Origin of the sequence: Bacillus songklensis (assembly GCF_042649685.1) — a bacterium.
Taxonomy (GTDB): Bacteria; Bacillota; Bacilli; order Bacillales; family Bacillaceae_H; genus Bacillus_BA; species Bacillus_BA songklensis.
The window spans coordinates 72,656-90,783 of the sequence record NZ_JBHRZT010000020.1 but is presented as its reverse complement, the minus strand read 5'-3'; the positions used below and the strand labels follow the sequence as shown (position 1 = coordinate 90,783).

The 18,128-nt window shown below is 40.6% G+C and carries 19 protein-coding genes; all 19 read left to right on the top strand.

Annotation, left to right across the window (positions count from 1 at the left end; translation table 11 throughout):
* Positions 1–11: 11 nt before the first annotated feature.
* The 19 genes from ffh to xerC all read left to right on the top strand — a co-directional run bounded on the left by ffh (position 12) and on the right by xerC (position 17,975).
* Positions 12–1,355, top strand: coding sequence for a signal recognition particle protein (gene ffh / locus ACFOU2_RS03470; RefSeq protein ID WP_377912226.1), 1,344 nt, complete (start codon positions 12–14; stop codon positions 1,353–1,355).
* A 147-nt stretch (positions 1,356–1,502) separates the two neighbouring features.
* On the top strand, positions 1,503–1,775 hold the full coding sequence (rpsP, locus tag ACFOU2_RS03465; RefSeq protein ID WP_377912224.1) for a 30S ribosomal protein S16: 273 nt from the start codon (positions 1,503–1,505) through the stop codon (positions 1,773–1,775).
* A 10-nt stretch (positions 1,776–1,785) separates the two neighbouring features.
* Complete coding sequence (locus ACFOU2_RS03460) at positions 1,786–2,016, top strand: KH domain-containing protein (RefSeq protein ID WP_377912222.1); 231 nt, start codon at positions 1,786–1,788, stop codon at positions 2,014–2,016.
* A gap of 100 nt (positions 2,017–2,116) precedes the next feature.
* A complete protein-coding gene (locus tag ACFOU2_RS03455; RefSeq protein WP_377912220.1) occupies positions 2,117–2,503 on the top strand; it encodes a YlqD family protein in 387 nt (128 codons plus the stop codon).
* A gap of 13 nt (positions 2,504–2,516) precedes the next feature.
* Positions 2,517–3,035 carry a ribosome maturation factor RimM gene (gene rimM / locus ACFOU2_RS03450; RefSeq protein ID WP_377912218.1) on the top strand — a complete coding sequence of 173 codons (519 nt, stop codon included), beginning with the start codon at positions 2,517–2,519 and terminating at the stop codon, positions 3,033–3,035.
* Entirely contained in the window at positions 3,035–3,793 is a 759-nt protein-coding gene (gene trmD / locus ACFOU2_RS03445) for a tRNA (guanosine(37)-N1)-methyltransferase TrmD (RefSeq protein WP_377912216.1), read from the top strand. The genes rimM and trmD overlap by 1 nt, the downstream gene beginning before the upstream one ends.
* Before the next feature lie 266 nt (positions 3,794–4,059).
* A complete protein-coding gene (gene rplS / locus ACFOU2_RS03440) occupies positions 4,060–4,404 on the top strand; it encodes a 50S ribosomal protein L19 (protein ID WP_377912214.1) in 345 nt (114 codons plus the stop codon).
* A gap of 257 nt (positions 4,405–4,661) precedes the next feature.
* Entirely contained in the window at positions 4,662–5,216 is a 555-nt protein-coding gene (gene lepB, locus ACFOU2_RS03435) for a signal peptidase I (RefSeq protein WP_377912212.1), read from the top strand.
* A gap of 202 nt (positions 5,217–5,418) precedes the next feature.
* Positions 5,419–6,297 carry a ribosome biogenesis GTPase YlqF gene (gene ylqF, locus ACFOU2_RS03430; RefSeq protein WP_377912210.1) on the top strand — a complete coding sequence of 293 codons (879 nt, stop codon included), beginning with the start codon at positions 5,419–5,421 and terminating at the stop codon, positions 6,295–6,297.
* Between the two features lie 174 nt (positions 6,298–6,471).
* Positions 6,472–7,242 carry a ribonuclease HII gene (locus tag ACFOU2_RS03425; RefSeq protein WP_377912208.1) on the top strand — a complete coding sequence of 257 codons (771 nt, stop codon included), beginning with the start codon at positions 6,472–6,474 and terminating at the stop codon, positions 7,240–7,242.
* 24 nt (positions 7,243–7,266) lie between these two features.
* Positions 7,267–8,676: a hypothetical protein gene (locus tag ACFOU2_RS03420; protein WP_377912206.1), complete on the top strand. Its 1,410-nt coding sequence runs from the start codon at positions 7,267–7,269 to the stop codon at positions 8,674–8,676.
* Positions 8,673–8,954 carry an EscU/YscU/HrcU family type III secretion system export apparatus switch protein gene (locus ACFOU2_RS03415; protein WP_377912204.1) on the top strand — a complete coding sequence of 94 codons (282 nt, stop codon included), beginning with the start codon at positions 8,673–8,675 and terminating at the stop codon, positions 8,952–8,954. Before ACFOU2_RS03420 ends, ACFOU2_RS03415 begins: the two co-directional genes overlap by 4 nt.
* 34 nt (positions 8,955–8,988) lie before the next feature.
* The gene (locus tag ACFOU2_RS03410) at positions 8,989–9,723 is read left to right on the top strand and encodes a DUF554 domain-containing protein (RefSeq protein WP_377912202.1); all 735 of its coding nucleotides are present in this window, start codon (positions 8,989–8,991) and stop codon (positions 9,721–9,723) included.
* A 250-nt stretch (positions 9,724–9,973) separates the two neighbouring features.
* Positions 9,974–11,134: an ADP-forming succinate--CoA ligase subunit beta gene (gene sucC, locus ACFOU2_RS03405; RefSeq protein ID WP_377912200.1), complete on the top strand. Its 1,161-nt coding sequence runs from the start codon at positions 9,974–9,976 to the stop codon at positions 11,132–11,134.
* A gap of 19 nt (positions 11,135–11,153) precedes the next feature.
* Positions 11,154–12,056, top strand: a complete 903-nt coding sequence (gene sucD / locus ACFOU2_RS03400; protein ID WP_377912198.1) for a succinate--CoA ligase subunit alpha — start codon at positions 11,154–11,156, stop codon at positions 12,054–12,056.
* A gap of 201 nt (positions 12,057–12,257) precedes the next feature.
* Entirely contained in the window at positions 12,258–13,157 is a 900-nt protein-coding gene (gene dprA / locus ACFOU2_RS03395; RefSeq protein ID WP_377912196.1) for a DNA-processing protein DprA, read from the top strand.
* A 381-nt stretch (positions 13,158–13,538) separates the two neighbouring features.
* On the top strand, positions 13,539–15,614 hold the full coding sequence (gene topA, locus ACFOU2_RS03390; protein WP_377912194.1) for a type I DNA topoisomerase: 2,076 nt from the start codon (positions 13,539–13,541) through the stop codon (positions 15,612–15,614).
* An 88-nt stretch (positions 15,615–15,702) separates the two neighbouring features.
* Positions 15,703–17,007, top strand: coding sequence for an FADH(2)-oxidizing methylenetetrahydrofolate--tRNA-(uracil(54)-C(5))-methyltransferase TrmFO (gene trmFO, locus ACFOU2_RS03385; RefSeq protein WP_377912192.1), 1,305 nt, complete (start codon positions 15,703–15,705; stop codon positions 17,005–17,007).
* Positions 17,008–17,072: 65 nt separating this feature from the next.
* Positions 17,073–17,975, top strand: coding sequence for a tyrosine recombinase XerC (xerC, locus tag ACFOU2_RS03380; RefSeq protein WP_377913556.1), 903 nt, complete (start codon positions 17,073–17,075; stop codon positions 17,973–17,975).
* Positions 17,976–18,128 lie beyond the last annotated feature (153 nt).

The window sequence follows — 18,128 nt, the reverse complement described above, 5'->3', positions numbered from 1 at the left end:
GGGCGGCATAAATGGCATTTGAAGGATTAGCCGACCGATTGCAAGGTACGATTCAAAGGTTACGAGGAAAAGGTAAAGTAACGGAAGCAGACGTAAAAGAAATGATGCGCGAAGTTCGTCTTGCTTTATTGGAAGCGGACGTTAACTTCAAAGTCGTAAAAGACTTTGTCAAGCGTGTCAATGAGCGCTCTGTTGGACAGGAAGTGTTAAAAAGTTTAACACCTGGCCAGCAAGTTGTAAAAGTGGTACAAGAAGAATTAACGGCGCTAATGGGTGGAGAGCAAAGCAAAATTGCTGCTGCGACAAAGCCGCCGACTGTCATCATGATGGTCGGTTTGCAAGGGGCCGGTAAAACAACGACAACAGGAAAGCTTGCCAATCTTTTACGTAAAAAATATAATCGCAATCCTTTGCTTGTTGCAGCCGACATTTATCGTCCAGCCGCGATCAAGCAATTAGAAACACTAGGAAAACAGCTCAGCATGCCTGTTTTCTCCCTGGGTGATCAAGTCAATCCTGTAGAGATTGCAAAACAAGCTATCGCCCATGCAAAAGAACAGCATTACGACTACGTATTGATTGATACAGCCGGTCGTTTGCATGTTGATGAAAATTTAATGGCCGAGTTACAGCAAATTAAAGAACTCACTAAACCTCATGAAATTTTCCTTGTAGTAGACGCCATGACCGGTCAAGATGCCGTCAATGTAGCCGAAAGCTTTAATAATCAACTTGGCTTAACGGGTGTTGTGTTAACAAAGCTAGATGGTGATACGCGAGGCGGGGCAGCCTTATCGATTCGCGCCGTAACGAATACACCCATTAAGTTCGTCGGTCTTGGTGAAAAAATGGACGCTTTAGAGCCATTTCACCCGGAACGTATGGCATCCCGTATTTTAGGCATGGGAGACGTATTAACCCTCATTGAAAAGGCGCAGGCATCAGTAGATGAAGAAAAAGCGAAAGAGCTGGAACAAAAACTTCGCACACTTTCATTTACGTTTGAGGATTTTTTAGACCAGTTGGCTCAAGTCCGAAAAATGGGACCGCTTGATGAGCTGCTTGGAATGCTGCCTGGTGCGAACAAAATCAAAGGGCTGAAGGACCTTCAAGTGGACGAAAAACAAATTGCCCATGTAGAAGCCATCATTCGCTCAATGACAAAAGAAGAAAAGCTTCGTCCTGAAATCATTAATGGAAGCCGTAAAAAAAGGATTGCGAAAGGAAGCGGAAGACCAGTTCAAGAGATCAACCGTTTGTTAAAGCAATTTGAAGACATGAAAAAGATGATGAAGCAAATGACAAACATGACAAAAGGTAAGAAAAAAGGATTCAAATTCCCGTTTATGTCTTAATGTCAGGCATTATATTCAAATTGGAAGCAGTTAATGGAAATTTATCCATTTAAAAAATAAACTGTTAAGAAAAAAACCTTTACAACTATTTGAGGTTTTTGCTATCATATTATCTTGTGTGAAATATATTCGGAGGTGCTTTTTAAAATGGCAGTTAAAATTCGCTTAAAACGTATGGGAGCTAAAAAATCTCCTTTCTATCGTATCGTAGTTGCTGATTCTCGTTCTCCACGTGATGGACGTTTCATTGAAACAGTTGGTACTTACAATCCAGTAGCTCAACCGGCTGAAGTTAACATCAATGAAGAATTGGCTCTTAAATGGTTACAGGATGGGGCGAAACCATCTGACACAGTTCGTAACCTTTTCTCTAAACAAGGCATTATGGAAAAATTCCATAACGCAAAGTTAAGCAAGTAATCATACTCAGATGAAATCATTAATTGAGACGATTGCAAAGGCCCTGGTTGATTACCCAGACCATGTGCATATTATCGAAAAAGCGGATGAACAAAAAGTGACATATTTGCTTACTGTTCACCCTGACGACATAGGGAAAGTGATCGGGAAACAAGGCCGGGTCGCAACAGCTATTCGAACTGTTGTCAGCTCAGCAGCATCTCAACATGACAAAAGAGTATATGTCGAAATTAGCGGCTAAAAAGGGGAGGGGGAAACCTCCCCTTTTTTTATTAACCTTTTTAAAACCTTGGCGTTTTCAAATTTTCTCTACTATACTTGAATGTATAGGAGGAGAGAGAATGAGATTGCTTCAAAAGGTTATTGTCAAGCAAATATTGACGGAGAAAAGCAAGGATGCTTTATTCAATCGTTTTCAAGAGCAAAAAGAGCAATTGCATAAAGAAATTGATCAATTGCGGTTTCAAATGAAAAAGATAGAGAAAAATAAGAAATGGTCTTCCTCTTTACTTGAATCACGCTTTGAGAAAGAGCAGGAAAGTCGTCTTGAGAAAATCCGCATCTTGGATTTTCAAATGGATCAATTGCAGAAGCTGCCTGTTGGCAGTGAGTTAGTCGAAAAAGAAATGGAAGGCGTTGCGGACGTTAAAGTAGGCGATCGCTGGGAAGATGTCAATGCTGCCAAAACGATTATTGTTAAAGACGGAATAATTGTGGAGATTCGTTAGAGGTGAATGGCAAATGGAAAAATGGTTTAATGTCGGAAAAATCGTGAATACTCACGGCGTAAGGGGAGAAGTCCGTGTTATCTCGAAAACGGATTTTGTCGAGGAACGTTATACACCAGGTAATAAATTATACATATTTAAAGAAAAGCATGAAGAGCCGGTCGAAGTGATTGTGGCCAGTCATCGTCAGCATAAATCATTTGATTTATTAACCTTTGAAGGTTACAACAACATCAATCAAGTAGAGCAGTTTAAGGATGGCATCATTAAAATTCCCGAGAGTCAGCTCGAGGAACTTGAAGAAGGTGAGTTTTATTATCACGAAATTATCGGCTGCCGTGTTGTGACAGAAGCAGGAGAAGAAATTGGTAAAATCAAAGAAATTTTATCTACTGGTGCAAACGATGTGTGGGTCGTTCAGCGAAAGGGTGGAAAAGATCTTTTATTGCCGTATATCGAAGATGTGGTAAAAGAGATCGATATAGAAGATAAACTAGTGAAAATCCACGTGATGGAAGGGTTATTGGACTAATGAGAATTGATGTATTATCCTTATTTCCTTCAATGTTTACAGGAGTATTGGGTGAATCCATTTTAAAAAAGGCTCAAGAAAAAGAGGCAGTTGTATTTAATGTCGTAAATTTTCGAGACTATGCTGACAACAAGCATCAAACCGTTGATGATTATCCGTATGGCGGCGGAGCAGGCATGGTATTAAAGCCACAGCCAATTTTCGATGCAGTGGCGGATTTGAAAACTCATTCGGACAACGCGCGTGTTATTTTGCTGTGTCCTCAAGGTGAACGATACACGCAAAAAAAAGCAGAAGAACTTGCAAAGGAAGAACATCTTATCTTTATTTGCGGTCATTATGAAGGATATGATGAACGAATTCGAGAGCATGTCGTAACAGATGAGATATCAATTGGGGATTATGTGTTGACCGGGGGAGAGCTTGGAGCGATGGTCGTGATCGACAGTGTTGTACGCTTGCTTCCAGATGTATTGGGGAACAAGACTTCAGCCCTTCATGATTCTCACAGTACAGGTTTGCTGGAACATCCTCAATACACAAGACCAGCTGATTTTCGCGGGATAAAAGTGCCTGATATTTTGCTTTCAGGTGATCATAAAAAGATAGATGAATGGCGCGAACGGGAATCATTGAAGCGTACTTTTATGCGCCGTCCCGATATGTTAAAAATGTTAGAGCTTAATGATAAACAGCGTAAATGGATCGAGGAATTCAAGAAAGAGGGCGGCTTAAAGAAGGGGGAGTCACTCCTTTAAGCTGCCTTCTTAAAATGGACCGCCATGTTAACTGAAATAAAACCAGGGGTTTTTGTTAACGATCCATTTTGCACTAAAAAGAACGTTTGCTTACCCTTGAACTTCTGAATTGAAAAGTTTATTCAAGGATATTGCATCTCGTTTCAGGTTATGATAAGATATTCCTTGTGACTGAGGCAGGTTTTCTTGCTGATGTCGGTAAAACGATGTTCCGCTGTAATGACACAAGTCTACATGAGCATCTGTGGGAGGAGTTGAATTAAGCGATGCAACAATTAATTGCAGAAATCACAAAAGAACAATTAAGAACAGATCTTCCTGAATTCCGTCCTGGAGACACTGTACGTGTACACGTAAAAGTTGTTGAGGGTAACCGTGAGCGTATTCAGATTTTTGAAGGTGTTGTGATTAAGCGTCGTGGTGGTGGAATCAGCGAAACATTCACAGTTCGTAAGGTCTCTTACGGTGTAGGTGTTGAGCGTACATTCCCGGTTCATACGCCAAAAATTGCGAAGTTAGAAGTAATTCGTCGCGGTAAAGTACGTCGTGCGAAACTTTACTACTTACGTAACCTTCGCGGTAAAGCGGCACGTATCAAAGAAATTCGATAATGATAAGAAGGGAGCTTGTTAAACAAGCTCCTTTTTTCAAATTGCCCTGCTCCAACGGGGAGTGGAATTTTTACTTCAGGCAGAGCCAAGCGGGGAATTACTGCCTATGAGGATCGTATTTTTCGACTAATAACCATCATTGGGAATGGAGAAGATCCTGCTGATGGAAGGTTCATTTTGTGATAAATGTGAGTTTAAAAAGTTATTCTCGTCGGTTACAATATAGCTAGACTTCATAATGGTTGGGGGACTCAAGGATGGCCCGAGGAAAAAGTGAATTTTTTGAATGGGTAAAAGCCATTGTTATTGCTGTTTTGTTAGCAGCTGTTATTCGTTATTTCTTATTTGCACCGATTGTTGTAGATGGTCTGTCAATGATGCCAACATTGCACGATCAAAACCGAATGATTGTAAACAAATTTTCCTATAAAATTGGCAAACCTGAGCGTTTTGATATTGTTGTGTTTCACGCGGAGGCGCATAAAGATTACATAAAACGTGTTATTGGGCTTCCAGGCGACCACATCGAGTATAAAAATGATGTTCTTTATGTGAATGGCAAAGCTTATAAAGAGCCTTATTTAGACGAATATAAAAAACAGGTCATTGATGGTCCTCTTACGGAAGATTTTAAATTGGAGGACATTACAGGCGGTCAAACGACGGTACCGGAAGGCCATTTATTCGTCATGGGAGATAACCGCCGTTATAGTAAAGACAGCCGCCAAATCGGCTTTGTTTCAATAGATGAAGTATTAGGAGAGACGAGCATTGTGTACTGGCCGCTTTCTGAAGCGCGTATAGCAGAATAAAGGACGAACTTACAGGCCACTTTAAAAACAGCGGAAGTTTTTAAAGGTGAAATGGATGGTTCGGTAAAGTGGGCAGGTTTACATGTATCTAAACCGGATATATTCCATTTCGTGGGGCGGTCCCAAAGGTGGGTGTTTACACCTTTGGGACCGCCTCCGTGCAGACTAAGAGGATCTTGCAGATGAAAAGTAGGTGATGAAAATGGCGATTCAATGGTTTCCGGGACATATGGCCAAAGCAAGAAGGCAAGTAACGGAAAAGCTAAAATTAATTGATATCGTGTATGAATTAGTCGATGCGAGAATTCCTCAATCATCCAGAAATCCGATGATTGATGAGATTATCTCCAATAAACCAAGACTCGTATTGCTGAACAAAGCAGATAAAGCGGATAAAGAAATAACGGAGAAATGGCTGGCATATTACCGTTCAAAAGGCATTCCGGCACTTGCTATCGATTCTCAGGCCGGAAAAGGAATGAAGCAGATTGTCTCTATGTCCAAAGAGATTTTAAAGGAAAAGTTTGATCGCATGCAGGCAAAAGGAATTAAGAATCCGCGTGCTATTCGTGCTATGATTGTTGGAATTCCCAATGTTGGAAAATCAACGTTAATTAACCGATTAGCCAATAAAAATATTGCGAAAACAGGCGATCGTCCAGGGGTTACTCAAGCACAGCAATGGATCAAGGTCGGAAAGGAATTAGAACTGCTCGACACGCCGGGGATTTTATGGCCAAAATTCGAAGATGAACTTGTCGGTTTGAAGCTTGCCACAACAGGGGCGATTAAAGATACAATCCTAAATCTCCAGGATGTGGCTGTATATGCGTTAAGATTTTTGACTGCCCATTATCCCGACAACTTAAAAGAACGTTACAGTTTAACGGAGATTCCTGAAGACATTGTGGAGCTTTTTGATGCCATCGGCAAAAAAAGAGGGTGCATAGTGTCAGGAGGGATGACCGATTATGATAAGACGGCCGAACTCGTGCTAAGAGAGATTCGCTCGGAAAAACTGGGACATTTGTCATTCGAACACCCTGAAGACTATAGAGAAGATGATGAGCCGGAGGCCTAATACCAGGCCGTGAACTCATGCCGCTTAAAAAGGACCTTTTATGTTAGCTTGCCTGAGATAACATAAAAGGTCCTTTTCAGATTCATTTTCTTTAATCCCGTTTTTAAGATAAAAGATTGGATATTATCTTTTTTTAGGAATGACCGATATTTACATTAAGAAAGAGTGAAACATATGGAAAAAACGATTCAAGAAATAAAACAGCTATTAGCAAATGTTGAAACATGTGAAGATCCGTTTTTTAAAGAGTGTGAAAAAGATGGGCGAAAAGGTGTTCAAAAGCTTCTCGCTCAAAAATTAAAATTTTTTGTTGAACAAGAAAAATTAAAACAGCAGTTTTACGAAATGAGGACATATGAAGAAGCCCTATATGAGCAAAACGTTCAATTTATTGCCGGTGTGGATGAAGTGGGCAGAGGCCCGCTTGCAGGGCCTGTTGTAGCGGCAGCCGTCATTTTGCCGAAAGATTTTTACTTGCCGGGTGTTACGGATTCCAAAAAGCTGAGTGAACAAAAGCGTGAAGAATACTATGTAGCCATTAAAAAACAAGCGGTCGCGATAGGCGTTGGAATTATATCGGCAGCAGTTATTGATGAAATCAATATTTATGAAGCTACAAAAAAAGCGATGATGAACGCTGTTTCTAAGCTTCCGGTTACTCCGGAACATTTATTGATTGATGCAATGGCCTTGCCGCTGCCTATTCCACAGCAATCCATCATAAAAGGGGACGCAACAAGTATTTCGATTGCCGCAAGTTCCATTGTAGCGAAAGTGACCCGTGATAGAATGATGAAAGAATTAGGTGAGAAATATCCGCCATATGGTTTTGAAAAACATATGGGATACGGAACGAAACAACATTTAGAGGCTATAGAGCAGTATGGGGTTTTAAAGGAGCATCGAAAATCTTTTGCTCCTATTAAAAATATGGTGGAAAATTGATATATCCAAAAGGAGGGATATAGTGTGATTCTCTCTTCTGTTGACAAGTTATTTCATTATGTGAATGGGAGTCAAGCGAAATTAGTGGAGTTTGCTCCTGGAGATATCATAAGGGGGAAAGTGATCAAGCTGTTTCCTAATCAAACAGCTGTTGTGGAGTTTAACGGATCCCCCTTAGTTGCCAAGCTTCATGCTCCACTTATGAACCATACCGCTTACTGGTTTGAAGTACGACCAAAAGTAAATGGCCAGCTGCAACTGAAGGTGTTGACAACTCCTCAAAGCTTGGCAGTGGAGGGAGAAAACGTCATGCCCTTGCTCAAAGAGCTGCATTTACCGGTAACAAAGATCAATGAAAAGCTGGTGCTATCCCTGACAGAAAAAGGCCTTCCTTTACCTAAAAAGGAAATGCCGGCGATTTCTGATTGGCTGTCTTCCGGCTCAAAGGCCGATTCAGATTTTCAGGCCATTGAGCAAATAATTAAGATGAAACTTCCTTTTACAAAGGAAATTTTTTTATCGATTCGTTCTTTGCATGACGGATCGTCATTTACGCAGCAGCTGCAAACACTATTTTCCTTTTTGGAAAATAAACAGGCATTAACGGGGGAAGAGCTGCAGTTGAAGGAGGCTATAAGCCGCCTTCTGTTCCCTTTGCAATGGGAAAAGGGAACAGAAGTTGGCGGCACTCTTTCTGGACTCACCGGCTTAACCAATCAGGAAAAGGCGGCAGCAGAAAATCCCGCCCTTTTGAGAGGGGAAAAAGGGCTGGGAGAGGTAAACGAAGCAAAAGAACTGACAAAAGCTTTTAAGTATATTTTACAATCGTTAGGACTAGAGCATGAGAGAGAAATCAATCAGTATTTTAAGAGCGGGGATGACAAAGCGTTAAAGGGAGAATTTCCCTCTTTGAAGGCGCTTTTGCTTCAATTTCAGCATCAGCATGGTTCCGGGGAGGAGCGGGAGCTTGTTGATCCTCTTATTCACAAAATTACGGGTTATCAATTATTAACACGAGAGGATGGTCCTGTGACAAGTATGTATATGCAACTGCCCGTGTTATTAGGGAAAGAGGTATATGACGTCTCTATGCAGTGGGAAGGGCGTCAAAAAGGGAATGGTGAAATTGATCCAAGCTATTGTCGAATTTTATTTTATTTACACCTTGCTCATCTAAAAGATACCGTTGTCGATGTGACGGTTCAAAATCGAATTGTCAACATTGCCATCATTAATGACCATCCATGCTTATCTGCCTTAACGAAAAAGCTGGGGGCTGCGTTAAAAGAAAACCTCTCAGCCATACATTATCATTTATCAGATATAAAAGTTGTGAAATCGGTTCAAGAACAAAAAAATCGTGGCTTTCTTACAAAACGTGCGCCTGTTTACCAACAAACTAGTCCATATTCAGGAGTCGATTTAAAAGTATGAGTCTCAACCAGGAAAAAAAACAAGCTGTCGCCTTATCTTATGAAGCCGCTAAAGAAGATGCCCCGAAAGTGGTGGCAAAGGGAAAAGGCTTTGTTGCTGAGCAAATCATCGAAAGGGCTCATGAACATCACATTCCCATTCAAGAAGACCGCTCCCTTGTAGAGCTTTTAGGCCAGCTGACAATTAACGAAAAAATTCCAGAAGAGTTATATCAGGCTGTTGCCGAAATATTTGCCTTTATTTATCGGATGGACCAGCAAGCAAAAGATAAGGATTGAAAAAATATACATACCAGAGAAAGAAGAGATGTTTGTGGTACTATTAGGAGCCTTTGTGAATATGATATGTATCATTACCGGAACGCTCTTAGGGAAGCTGTTCCATCGCATTCCTGAAAAGATGAAATCGACCGTCATGCATGGAATCGGGCTTGCTGTAACAATGCTCGGCATTCAGATGGGGCTGAAGAGTGAACGATTTTTGATCGTTATTTTTAGTCTTGTGTTCGGTGCAGTACTGGGCGAGTTATGGAAAGTAGAAGACAAGTTGAATAAAGTTGGGAGATGGATCGAGATAAAAGTAGGGGCTTCTGAGGAAGGTGGGATAGCCAAGGGATTTGTCACGGCCACATTGATTTTTGTCATTGGAGCAATGGCCATTATAGGGGCATTAGACAGCGGTCTGCGCGCAGATCATAAAGTCTTGTATACAAAATCCATCATTGATGGATTTACTAGTTTAATTTTAACGACAACACTAGGAATCGGCGTTCTTTTTTCCGCTGTACCGGTGTTTCTTTATGAAGGGCTCATCGCGCTGTTTGCCACACAAATCAGCCGCTGGATTCCTTCGGCGTTAATGGATGCCTTTATTGTGGAAATGACCGCCACGGGCGGTATTATGATTATAGCCATCGGCCTTAATTTAATCGGAATCACAGCAATTCGGGTGGCCAATCTCCTTCCGGGAATCCTGGTCACCGCCCTGCTCGTCCTGCTTTTGTATTATTGGGATACGATCATTCAATTTGTTTCTGTTTTTCCGTAAAGAGGAAATACAAGCAGTTATTACCTTTATTGTTATTTAATTATTTTTGTATAATCTTTTTAAAGATTTTAGATGTCTCTAAGACAGGTCTTGGAGGCGTTGACAAAAAAAATCGCCTTCTTTACAAGAGGGCGATTTTTTTGTTAAACATTCATAATTTTTCGTAGAATAGTAGACAATTAGATGAAGATTCTTATACAATGAAAGCGCAGTGAATTATTTTGGTTACATATGGTCAGGAGGATGGGAAATGAATATCCATGAGTATCAAGGAAAAGAACTCCTTAGAAAATATGGGGTAACGGTTCCAAACGGTCGTGTAGCTTTTACAGTAGAAGAAGCAGTAGAGGCTGCAAAGGAACTAGGCTCTGAAGTTTGCGTTGTAAAAGCACAAATTCACGCAGGTGGCCGCGGTAAAGCGGGTGGCGTTAAAGTTGCGAAAAATTTGGATGAGGTTCGTACATATGCCAGTGAAATTTTAGGTAAAACGCTTGTGACTCATCAAACGGGTCCAGAAGGAAAAGAAGTTAAGCGTTTACTTATCGAAGAAGGCTGCGATATTAAAAAAGAATATTACATCGGCTTAGTACTGGATCGTGCAACTTCTCGTGTTGTGATGATGGCATCTGAAGAAGGCGGTACAGAAATCGAAGAAGTGGCGGCAGCAACGCCTGAAAAAATCTTTAAAGAAGTCATTGATCCGGTAGTAGGATTACAGCCCTTCCAGGCTCGCAGATTAGCGTTTAATATCAATATTCCAAAAGAACTAGTTGGACAAGCTGTTAAATTCATGATGGGCTTATACCAAGTGTTTATCGAAAAAGACTGCTCTATCGCTGAAATTAACCCGCTTGTTACGACTGGTGACGGCCAGGTGATGGCGCTTGATGCAAAACTGAACTTTGATTCAAACGCTTTATACCGTCAAAAAGATGTGTTGGAATACCGCGATTTAGAGGAAGAGGATCCAAAAGAAATCGAAGCATCTAAATACGACTTAAGTTATATTTCATTAGATGGAAATATTGGATGTATGGTCAATGGTGCCGGTCTTGCGATGGCAACAATGGACATCATTAAACATTATGGCGGAGAACCTGCTAACTTCCTTGATGTGGGTGGCGGTGCTACGGCTGAAAAAGTAACGGAAGCTTTCAAAATTATTCTTTCAGATCAAAACGTAAAAGGAATTTTTGTCAATATCTTCGGCGGAATCATGAAATGTGATGTGATTGCCCAAGGTGTTGTTGAAGCTACGAAACAAGTAGGCTTGGAGATTCCATTGGTTGTTCGTTTAGAGGGAACAAACGTTGATTTAGGAAAGAAAATTTTACAAGAATCCGGTTTAAACATAACAGCTGCTGAATCGATGGCAGACGGTGCACAAAAAATCGTTTCACTCGTAGGATAAGAAAGGCAGGGGACTATTGATGAGCGTTTTCATTAATAAAGATACAAAAGTTATTGTTCAGGGGATCACTGGTTCAACAGCTTTATTCCATACAAAACAAATGCTTGAATACGGTACTAAAATTGTCGGCGGTACATCTCCAGGAAAAGGCGGTACTGAAGTTGAAGGGGTGCCTGTATTCAACACAGTTCAAGAAGCAGTTAAAGCAACAGGTGCCAACGCTTCTGTTATTTATGTTCCAGCTCCGTTTGCGGCAGATGCCATTTTGGAAGCGGTAGATGCCGAATTAGACCTTGTTATTTGCATTACAGAGCATATTCCGGTATTGGATATGGTCAAAGTTAAACGTTACATGGAAGGGAAGAAGACTCGTCTTGTAGGGCCTAACTGCCCGGGCGTTATTACACCTGAAGAGTGTAAGATTGGTATTATGCCAGGATACATTCATACAAAAGGCCATGTAGGGGTCGTTTCGCGTTCTGGTACGCTGACATATGAAGCGGTACATCAACTATCACAGGCAGGAATCGGTCAATCGACAGCGGTCGGTATTGGCGGAGACCCTGTAAATGGTACAAACTTCATTGATGTATTAAAGGCATTTAATGAAGATGAAGAAACGTATGCGGTTATTATGATTGGTGAGATTGGCGGAACAGCGGAAGAAGAAGCAGCTGAATGGGTTAAAGCAAACATGACGAAGCCGGTAGTAGGATTTATCGGCGGTCAAACTGCACCTCCTGGAAAACGCATGGGCCATGCGGGTGCCATTATTTCAGGCGGCAAAGGAACAGCTGCCGAAAAAATTAAGAAAATGAATGAATGCGGCATTAAAGTAGCGGATACACCTTCAGTAATGGGTGAAACGTTAATCTCTGTTTTAAAAGAAAAAGGTCTTTACGAAAAATGTAAAACTCATTAATCATTACACGAGAATACGCCAACAGCCAAACTCTTAAGTAAAAGGTTGTTGGCATATCCTCATGAAATGGACCTTATCGTTAATTGGTTGGCATGACAACCATTTAGTGATGGGGTCCATTTCAATTCAAATTCAATACATGGCAGAACAAAATGGATGATATGGCCAAACTCTTATCGTTTTAAGGAGGTCTCTGTTTTTATGAATGATGAATTTAAAACGAGACTCATCCACTTGACCCATTGCCGGGGAGTTGGATGGAAATCAATTTTAAAGTTGCTGAAGTATGATCCCTTTTTACAAAACCTCTATTCTTTATCTTCTGAAAAACTTCAACATATTCTTCAACTGCCTATCTATCATTTCAATGAATTTAAAAAAGATTTGCAAACTATTCCAATCCAAGATATTCTAAATAAATATACGAGAGAACAAATTTATTGTATATCTTATTTTGATGAAGAGTATCCTTCATTATTGAAAACAATCTATGATCCGCCGTGGATTTTGTACGCCAAAGGAAATATAAGCATCTTAGAACATGGTAAGAAGATCAGTGTAGTAGGTACGAGGGACCCTTCCTTGTACGGTTACCAATCATTGCAAAAGATTTTAATGCCTCTTCTGGTCGATGATTGGTGTATTGTAAGCGGTTTAGCTATTGGGATCGATAGTGCAGCCCACCGACTGGCAATAGAGTCAAAGTGCAAAACAATTGCTGTATTAGGCAGCGGATTTTATCATATTTACCCAAAGCAAAATGAACAGTTAGCAGAAGATATAAGTAGGGATCATTTACTGCTTTCTGAATATCCACCCCATCAAAAACCGAACCGCTGGGCCTTTCCTATGAGAAATCGCATTATTAGCGGTTTGACTCGGGGAACCATTATTGTGCAAGCAAAAGAACGAAGCGGGTCGCTCATTACCGCAGAACAAGCCATTCAGCAAGGAAGAGAAGTATTCGCTATCCCTGGTCCTGTTTTGGATGAGCGTTCGGCTGGTACTAACCGTTTAATTCAGCAAGGAGCCAAGCTTGTCTTGACAGCTGAAGATGTTTTATCCGAGTTGCATGTATATGTGGAGTATGACAACAAGTAAACAAGTTGTCGAAATGTTTCATTTAATGATAAGGTGGTACTTGAATCCACGTAAATCAATTGACATGAACAAAAAACGTTCATGTCAATTGGATATATTTAAAGCGCAATTTGTTACACGGCTGCTAAAAGTAAAAGGGTCGAGAGAAAAATAATATGTATAGAAAAAACGTTTCGACTTTATAATGAAGAAAAGAGGAATTAGGGATATAAGCGTTGAATAAGGAGCAGGCACCGTATCTTGGAGGCGAAATTTTTTTTTTGTCGAACCGCTCCTCGATAGAACATTTTAATAAATTTTTATGAATTCTTGTTTGACAAACCGTATACGAATATTTAATAATAATGAAGATTTTATTTTACCTCTTGAGGAGGAGCATTGATGTCTGACTACCTAGTAATAGTAGAGTCGCCTGCAAAGGCCAAAACAATTGAACGATACTTAGGAAAAAAATATAAAGTCAAAGCCTCTATGGGACATGTTCGTGATTTACCAAAAAGTCAGATGGGGATTGACATTGAACATGAATATGAACCAAAGTATATTACCATTCGAGGAAAAGGTCCTGTTTTAAAAGAATTAAAATCAGCAGCCAAAAAGGCAAAGAAGATTTATCTTGCAGCCGATCCCGATCGTGAAGGAGAAGCAATTGCTTGGCATTTGGCCCATACATTAGACATTGATATTACATCTGATTGCCGGGTCGTCTTTAATGAGATTACGAAAGATGCGATCAAAGACTCATTTAAACATCCTCGTGCCATTAACATGGATTTAGTCGATGCCCAGCAAGCCCGCCGTATTTTAGACCGTTTGGTCGGGTATAATATTAGCCCTCTTTTATGGAAGAAAGTCAAAAAGGGATTAAGCGCCGGGCGCGTTCAATCTGTTGCTGTTCGTTTAATTATTGAACGTGAAAAGGAAATTAACGAATTTGAACCTGAAGAGTATTGGACCGTAAATGCCTCTTTCCAAAAAGACAAAGAGCAGTTTGAAGCTAGTCTGATAGAGTACAATGGTAAAAAAGTAGAGCTGTCCAAAGAAGAAGATGTCAAAGCCGTTTTAACAAACATCACAGGAAATGAATTCAAAATTACGGCGGTTGCTAAAAAGGAAAGAAAGCGAAATCCAGCTTTGCCGTTTACAACCTCTTCTTTACAGCAGGAGGCAGCAAGAAAGTTGAATTTCCGGGCTAAAAAGACGATGATGATCGCTCAGCAGCTATATGAGGGAATCGATCTCGGGAAAGAAGGAACAATCGGCTTAATTACTTACATGAGAACAGATTCAACACGTATTTCCGAAACGGCACAGTCTGAAGCACGCGATTACATCTTCAAAGCATTTGGTGAAGAATATGCGAGTCAAGAAAAGCGAAAAGAGAAGAAAAAATCCAATACCCAGGATGCGCACGAAGCGATCCGCCCGACTTCTACTCTAAGAAAGCCAAGTGATATCAAAGAATATTTATCACGGGATCAATATCGTCTATATAAACTGATTTGGGAACGTTTTTTAGCAAGCCAAATGGCATCCGCCGTAATGGATACGATGGCTGTTGACTTGATGAACTCAGGCGTTGTATTCCGTGCCAACGGTTCTAAAGTGAAGTTTCCAGGGTTTATGAAGGTATATGTTGAGGGAAGCGATGATCAAGTAGAAGAGAAAGAAAATATGCTCCCGGATATGCAAGAAGGAGAAACCGCTTACTCCAAAGATATTGAATCAAAACAGCATTATACGCAGCCGCCTCCGCGCTATACGGAAGCCCGCTTAGTAAAGACACTGGAAGAGTTAGGGATTGGACGCCCGTCTACATATGCCCCGACACTTGATACCATCCAAAAGCGGGGATACGTAGCATTAGAAAACAAACGGTTTATTCCAACAGAGCTGGGGGAAATTGTACTGGAACTCATTTTAGAGTTTTTCCCGGAGATTATTGATGTGGAGTTTACCGCGAAAATGGAAACAAGTCTTGATAATATTGAAGATGGTCAAGTACAATGGGTGAAGGTTATTGATGACTTCTATAAAGGATTTGAAGGAAACCTCAAAAAAGCTGAGGCAGAAATGAAAGAAGTCGAAATAAAAGATGAGCCTGCCGGAGAGGACTGTGAAGTTTGCGGTTCGGAAATGGTTTATAAAATGGGGCGCTACGGCAAGTTTATGGCTTGTTCCAATTTCCCGGAATGCCGAAACACAAAACCAATTATCAAACACGTTGGTGTAGAATGTCCGAAGTGCAAAGAAGGAAACATCGTAGAGAGAAAATCGAAGAAGAAAAGAACCTTCTACGGCTGTGATCGTTTTCCTGGGTGTGACTTTGTTTCTTGGGATAAGCCGATTGCACGAAAGTGTCCAAAGTGCGAGCATCTGCTTGTTGAGAAAAAGCAAAAGAATGGAATGCAGGTCGTTTGTACAAACTGTGACTATAAAGAAGAAACTCAAGGTTAGCATACGTGGTGAGCACATCTTTTGCTCACCTCTTTATATGTCCCTTAGGTGGATTTTATATATAGACGAAATAGTTGGAGGATTTTATATGAGTGAACAAGTAGTAAATGTCATTGGAGCAGGTCTTGCAGGAAGCGAAGCTGCCTGGCAAATTGCAAAACGGGGAATCAAAGTACATTTATATGAAATGAGACCGGTTAAGCAAACACCTGCCCATCATACAGATAAATTCGCTGAGCTGGTATGCAGTAACTCATTGCGTGCCAATACATTAACAAACGCGGTTGGTGTGTTGAAAGAAGAAATGCGTCAGCTCGATTCCATAATCGTTCGTTCCGCGGATGAGTGCGCGGTTCCTGCGGGCGGAGCCCTTGCCGTAGACCGCCATGAATTTGCAGCACGTGTTACCGAAGCGGTAAAAAACCATCCGAATGTAACGGTTTTTAATGAAGAAATCACTGCTATTCCGGATGGACCGACAGTCATCGCCACAGGTCCTTTAACGTCAAAAGCTTTATCTGAACAACTGAGATCTCTAACGGGAGAAGACTATTTATACTTTTATGATGCCGCGGCACCGATCATTGAAAAAGAAAGCATCGATATGGACAAAGTATACTTAAAGTCCCGCTATGATAAAGGGGAAGCGGCTTACTTAAACTGCCCGATGACGGAAGAAGAATTTGACCGCTTCTATGAAGCTTTGATTTCTGCTGAGACAGTCCCTTTAAAAGAATTTGAAAAAGAGATTTATTTTGAAGGATGTATGCCGATTGAAGTAATGGGTGCAAGAGGGAAGAAAACAATGCTATTCGGGCCAATGAAACCGGTCGGATTGGAAGATCCCAAAACGGGTAAACGCCCGTTTGCCGTTGTGCAGCTTCGCCAAGATGATGCAGCAGGAACACTTTATAATATCGTCGGCTTCCAAACTCATTTGAAATGGGGAGCACAAAAAGAAGTCATTCGCTTAATCCCGGGTCTGGAAAATGCAGAAATCGTTCGGTATGGTGTCATGCACCGCAATACGTTTATTAACTCGCCGCGATTGTTAAAACCCACTTATCAATACCGTGAACGCAATGATCTGTTTTTTGCGGGCCAAATGACAGGTGTTGAAGGGTATGTAGAATCAGCGGCAAGCGGATTGGTCGCAGGGATGAACGCAGCTCGTCTAATTTTGGGTCAGGAATTAGTGGTTCTCCCTCAAGAAACGGCAATTGGAAGCATGGCCCATTATATTACAAATGCAAACCCGGATAATTTTCAGCCGATGAACGCTAATTTCGGGATTTTTAAAGAGCTTGACGTTCGAATCAAAAATAAGCAAGAGCGATATGCTCAATATGCTGAACGCGCCTTGCAGACAATTCAGAATTTTGTAAAAAAATAAGAAAAATCATTTGCAAGGGCTGCTAAAGTGTGATAATATTTAGTAGCTCTTATGGGGTGAGAAGAATTAATAATGTTAAAACTTTTTTAAATTCCTTTTTAGAATATTTACAAATAGAAAAAAATTATTCAAAATATACAATTGTGTGTTACGAGCAAGATACTGCTTTTTTTATTGAATTTCTAAAAGAGGAAGGTATTGATTGTTTACAAGATGTTACATACTCGGACGTTCGAATTTTTTTGACCAGATTATATGATAAGGGTTACTCAAAGCGTTCAATCGCCAGAAAGATTTCTTCATTGAGAAGCTTTTATCGTTTTATGCTAAGGGAAAAGATGGTGAAAGAAAATCCGTTTTCACTTGTTTCTCTACCGAAAAAAGAACATAAAAACCCTAAGTTTCTTTATGAAGAGGAAGTAGAAAAGCTTTTTGAGGCTTCAGATTTGTCTACCCCTCTCGGACAGCGGGATCAGGCAATTTTGGAGCTTATGTACGCAACAGGAATCCGCGTAAGCGAATGTGCAAAGATTCACTTACCAGATATTGACTTCTCCTTTCGAACAATCCTTATTCACGGTAAAGGAAATAAGCAGCGTTATGTACCGTTTGGCAGCTATGCTAAAAGTGCTTTAGAAAAGTATATAGAGGATGGGCGGACTGAATTGTTGCAGATATCGTCTTCCGATACAAAAACATTATTTTTGAATCATCGCGGAGGACCATTAACAACAAGAGGGATCCGTCTTATCATTGATCGTTTAATTAAAAATACGGCAGAGACCGTTCATATTAGTCCACACGTGTTAAGGCATACATTTGCCACGCATATGTTAAATGAGGGTGCAGATTTACGTACGGTGCAGGAACTGTTAGGACATGAGCATTTATCTACTACTCAGATCTATACTCATGTTACAAAAGAGAGATTGCGTACGATTTATATGAATCATCATCCTCGTGCATAACTTGAAACTTCAGACGTTGTTTCAGCGTATAGAAGATAGTAGAAATAGCATTTTTGCAGGACGTTCAGAGTTGAGGTTTTTAGTTTTGGTCTGCAATATAGAATGGGTTAGCTGAACGGATCGGGTTCTTAGGGCGGGTCATTCTCTTTTGAA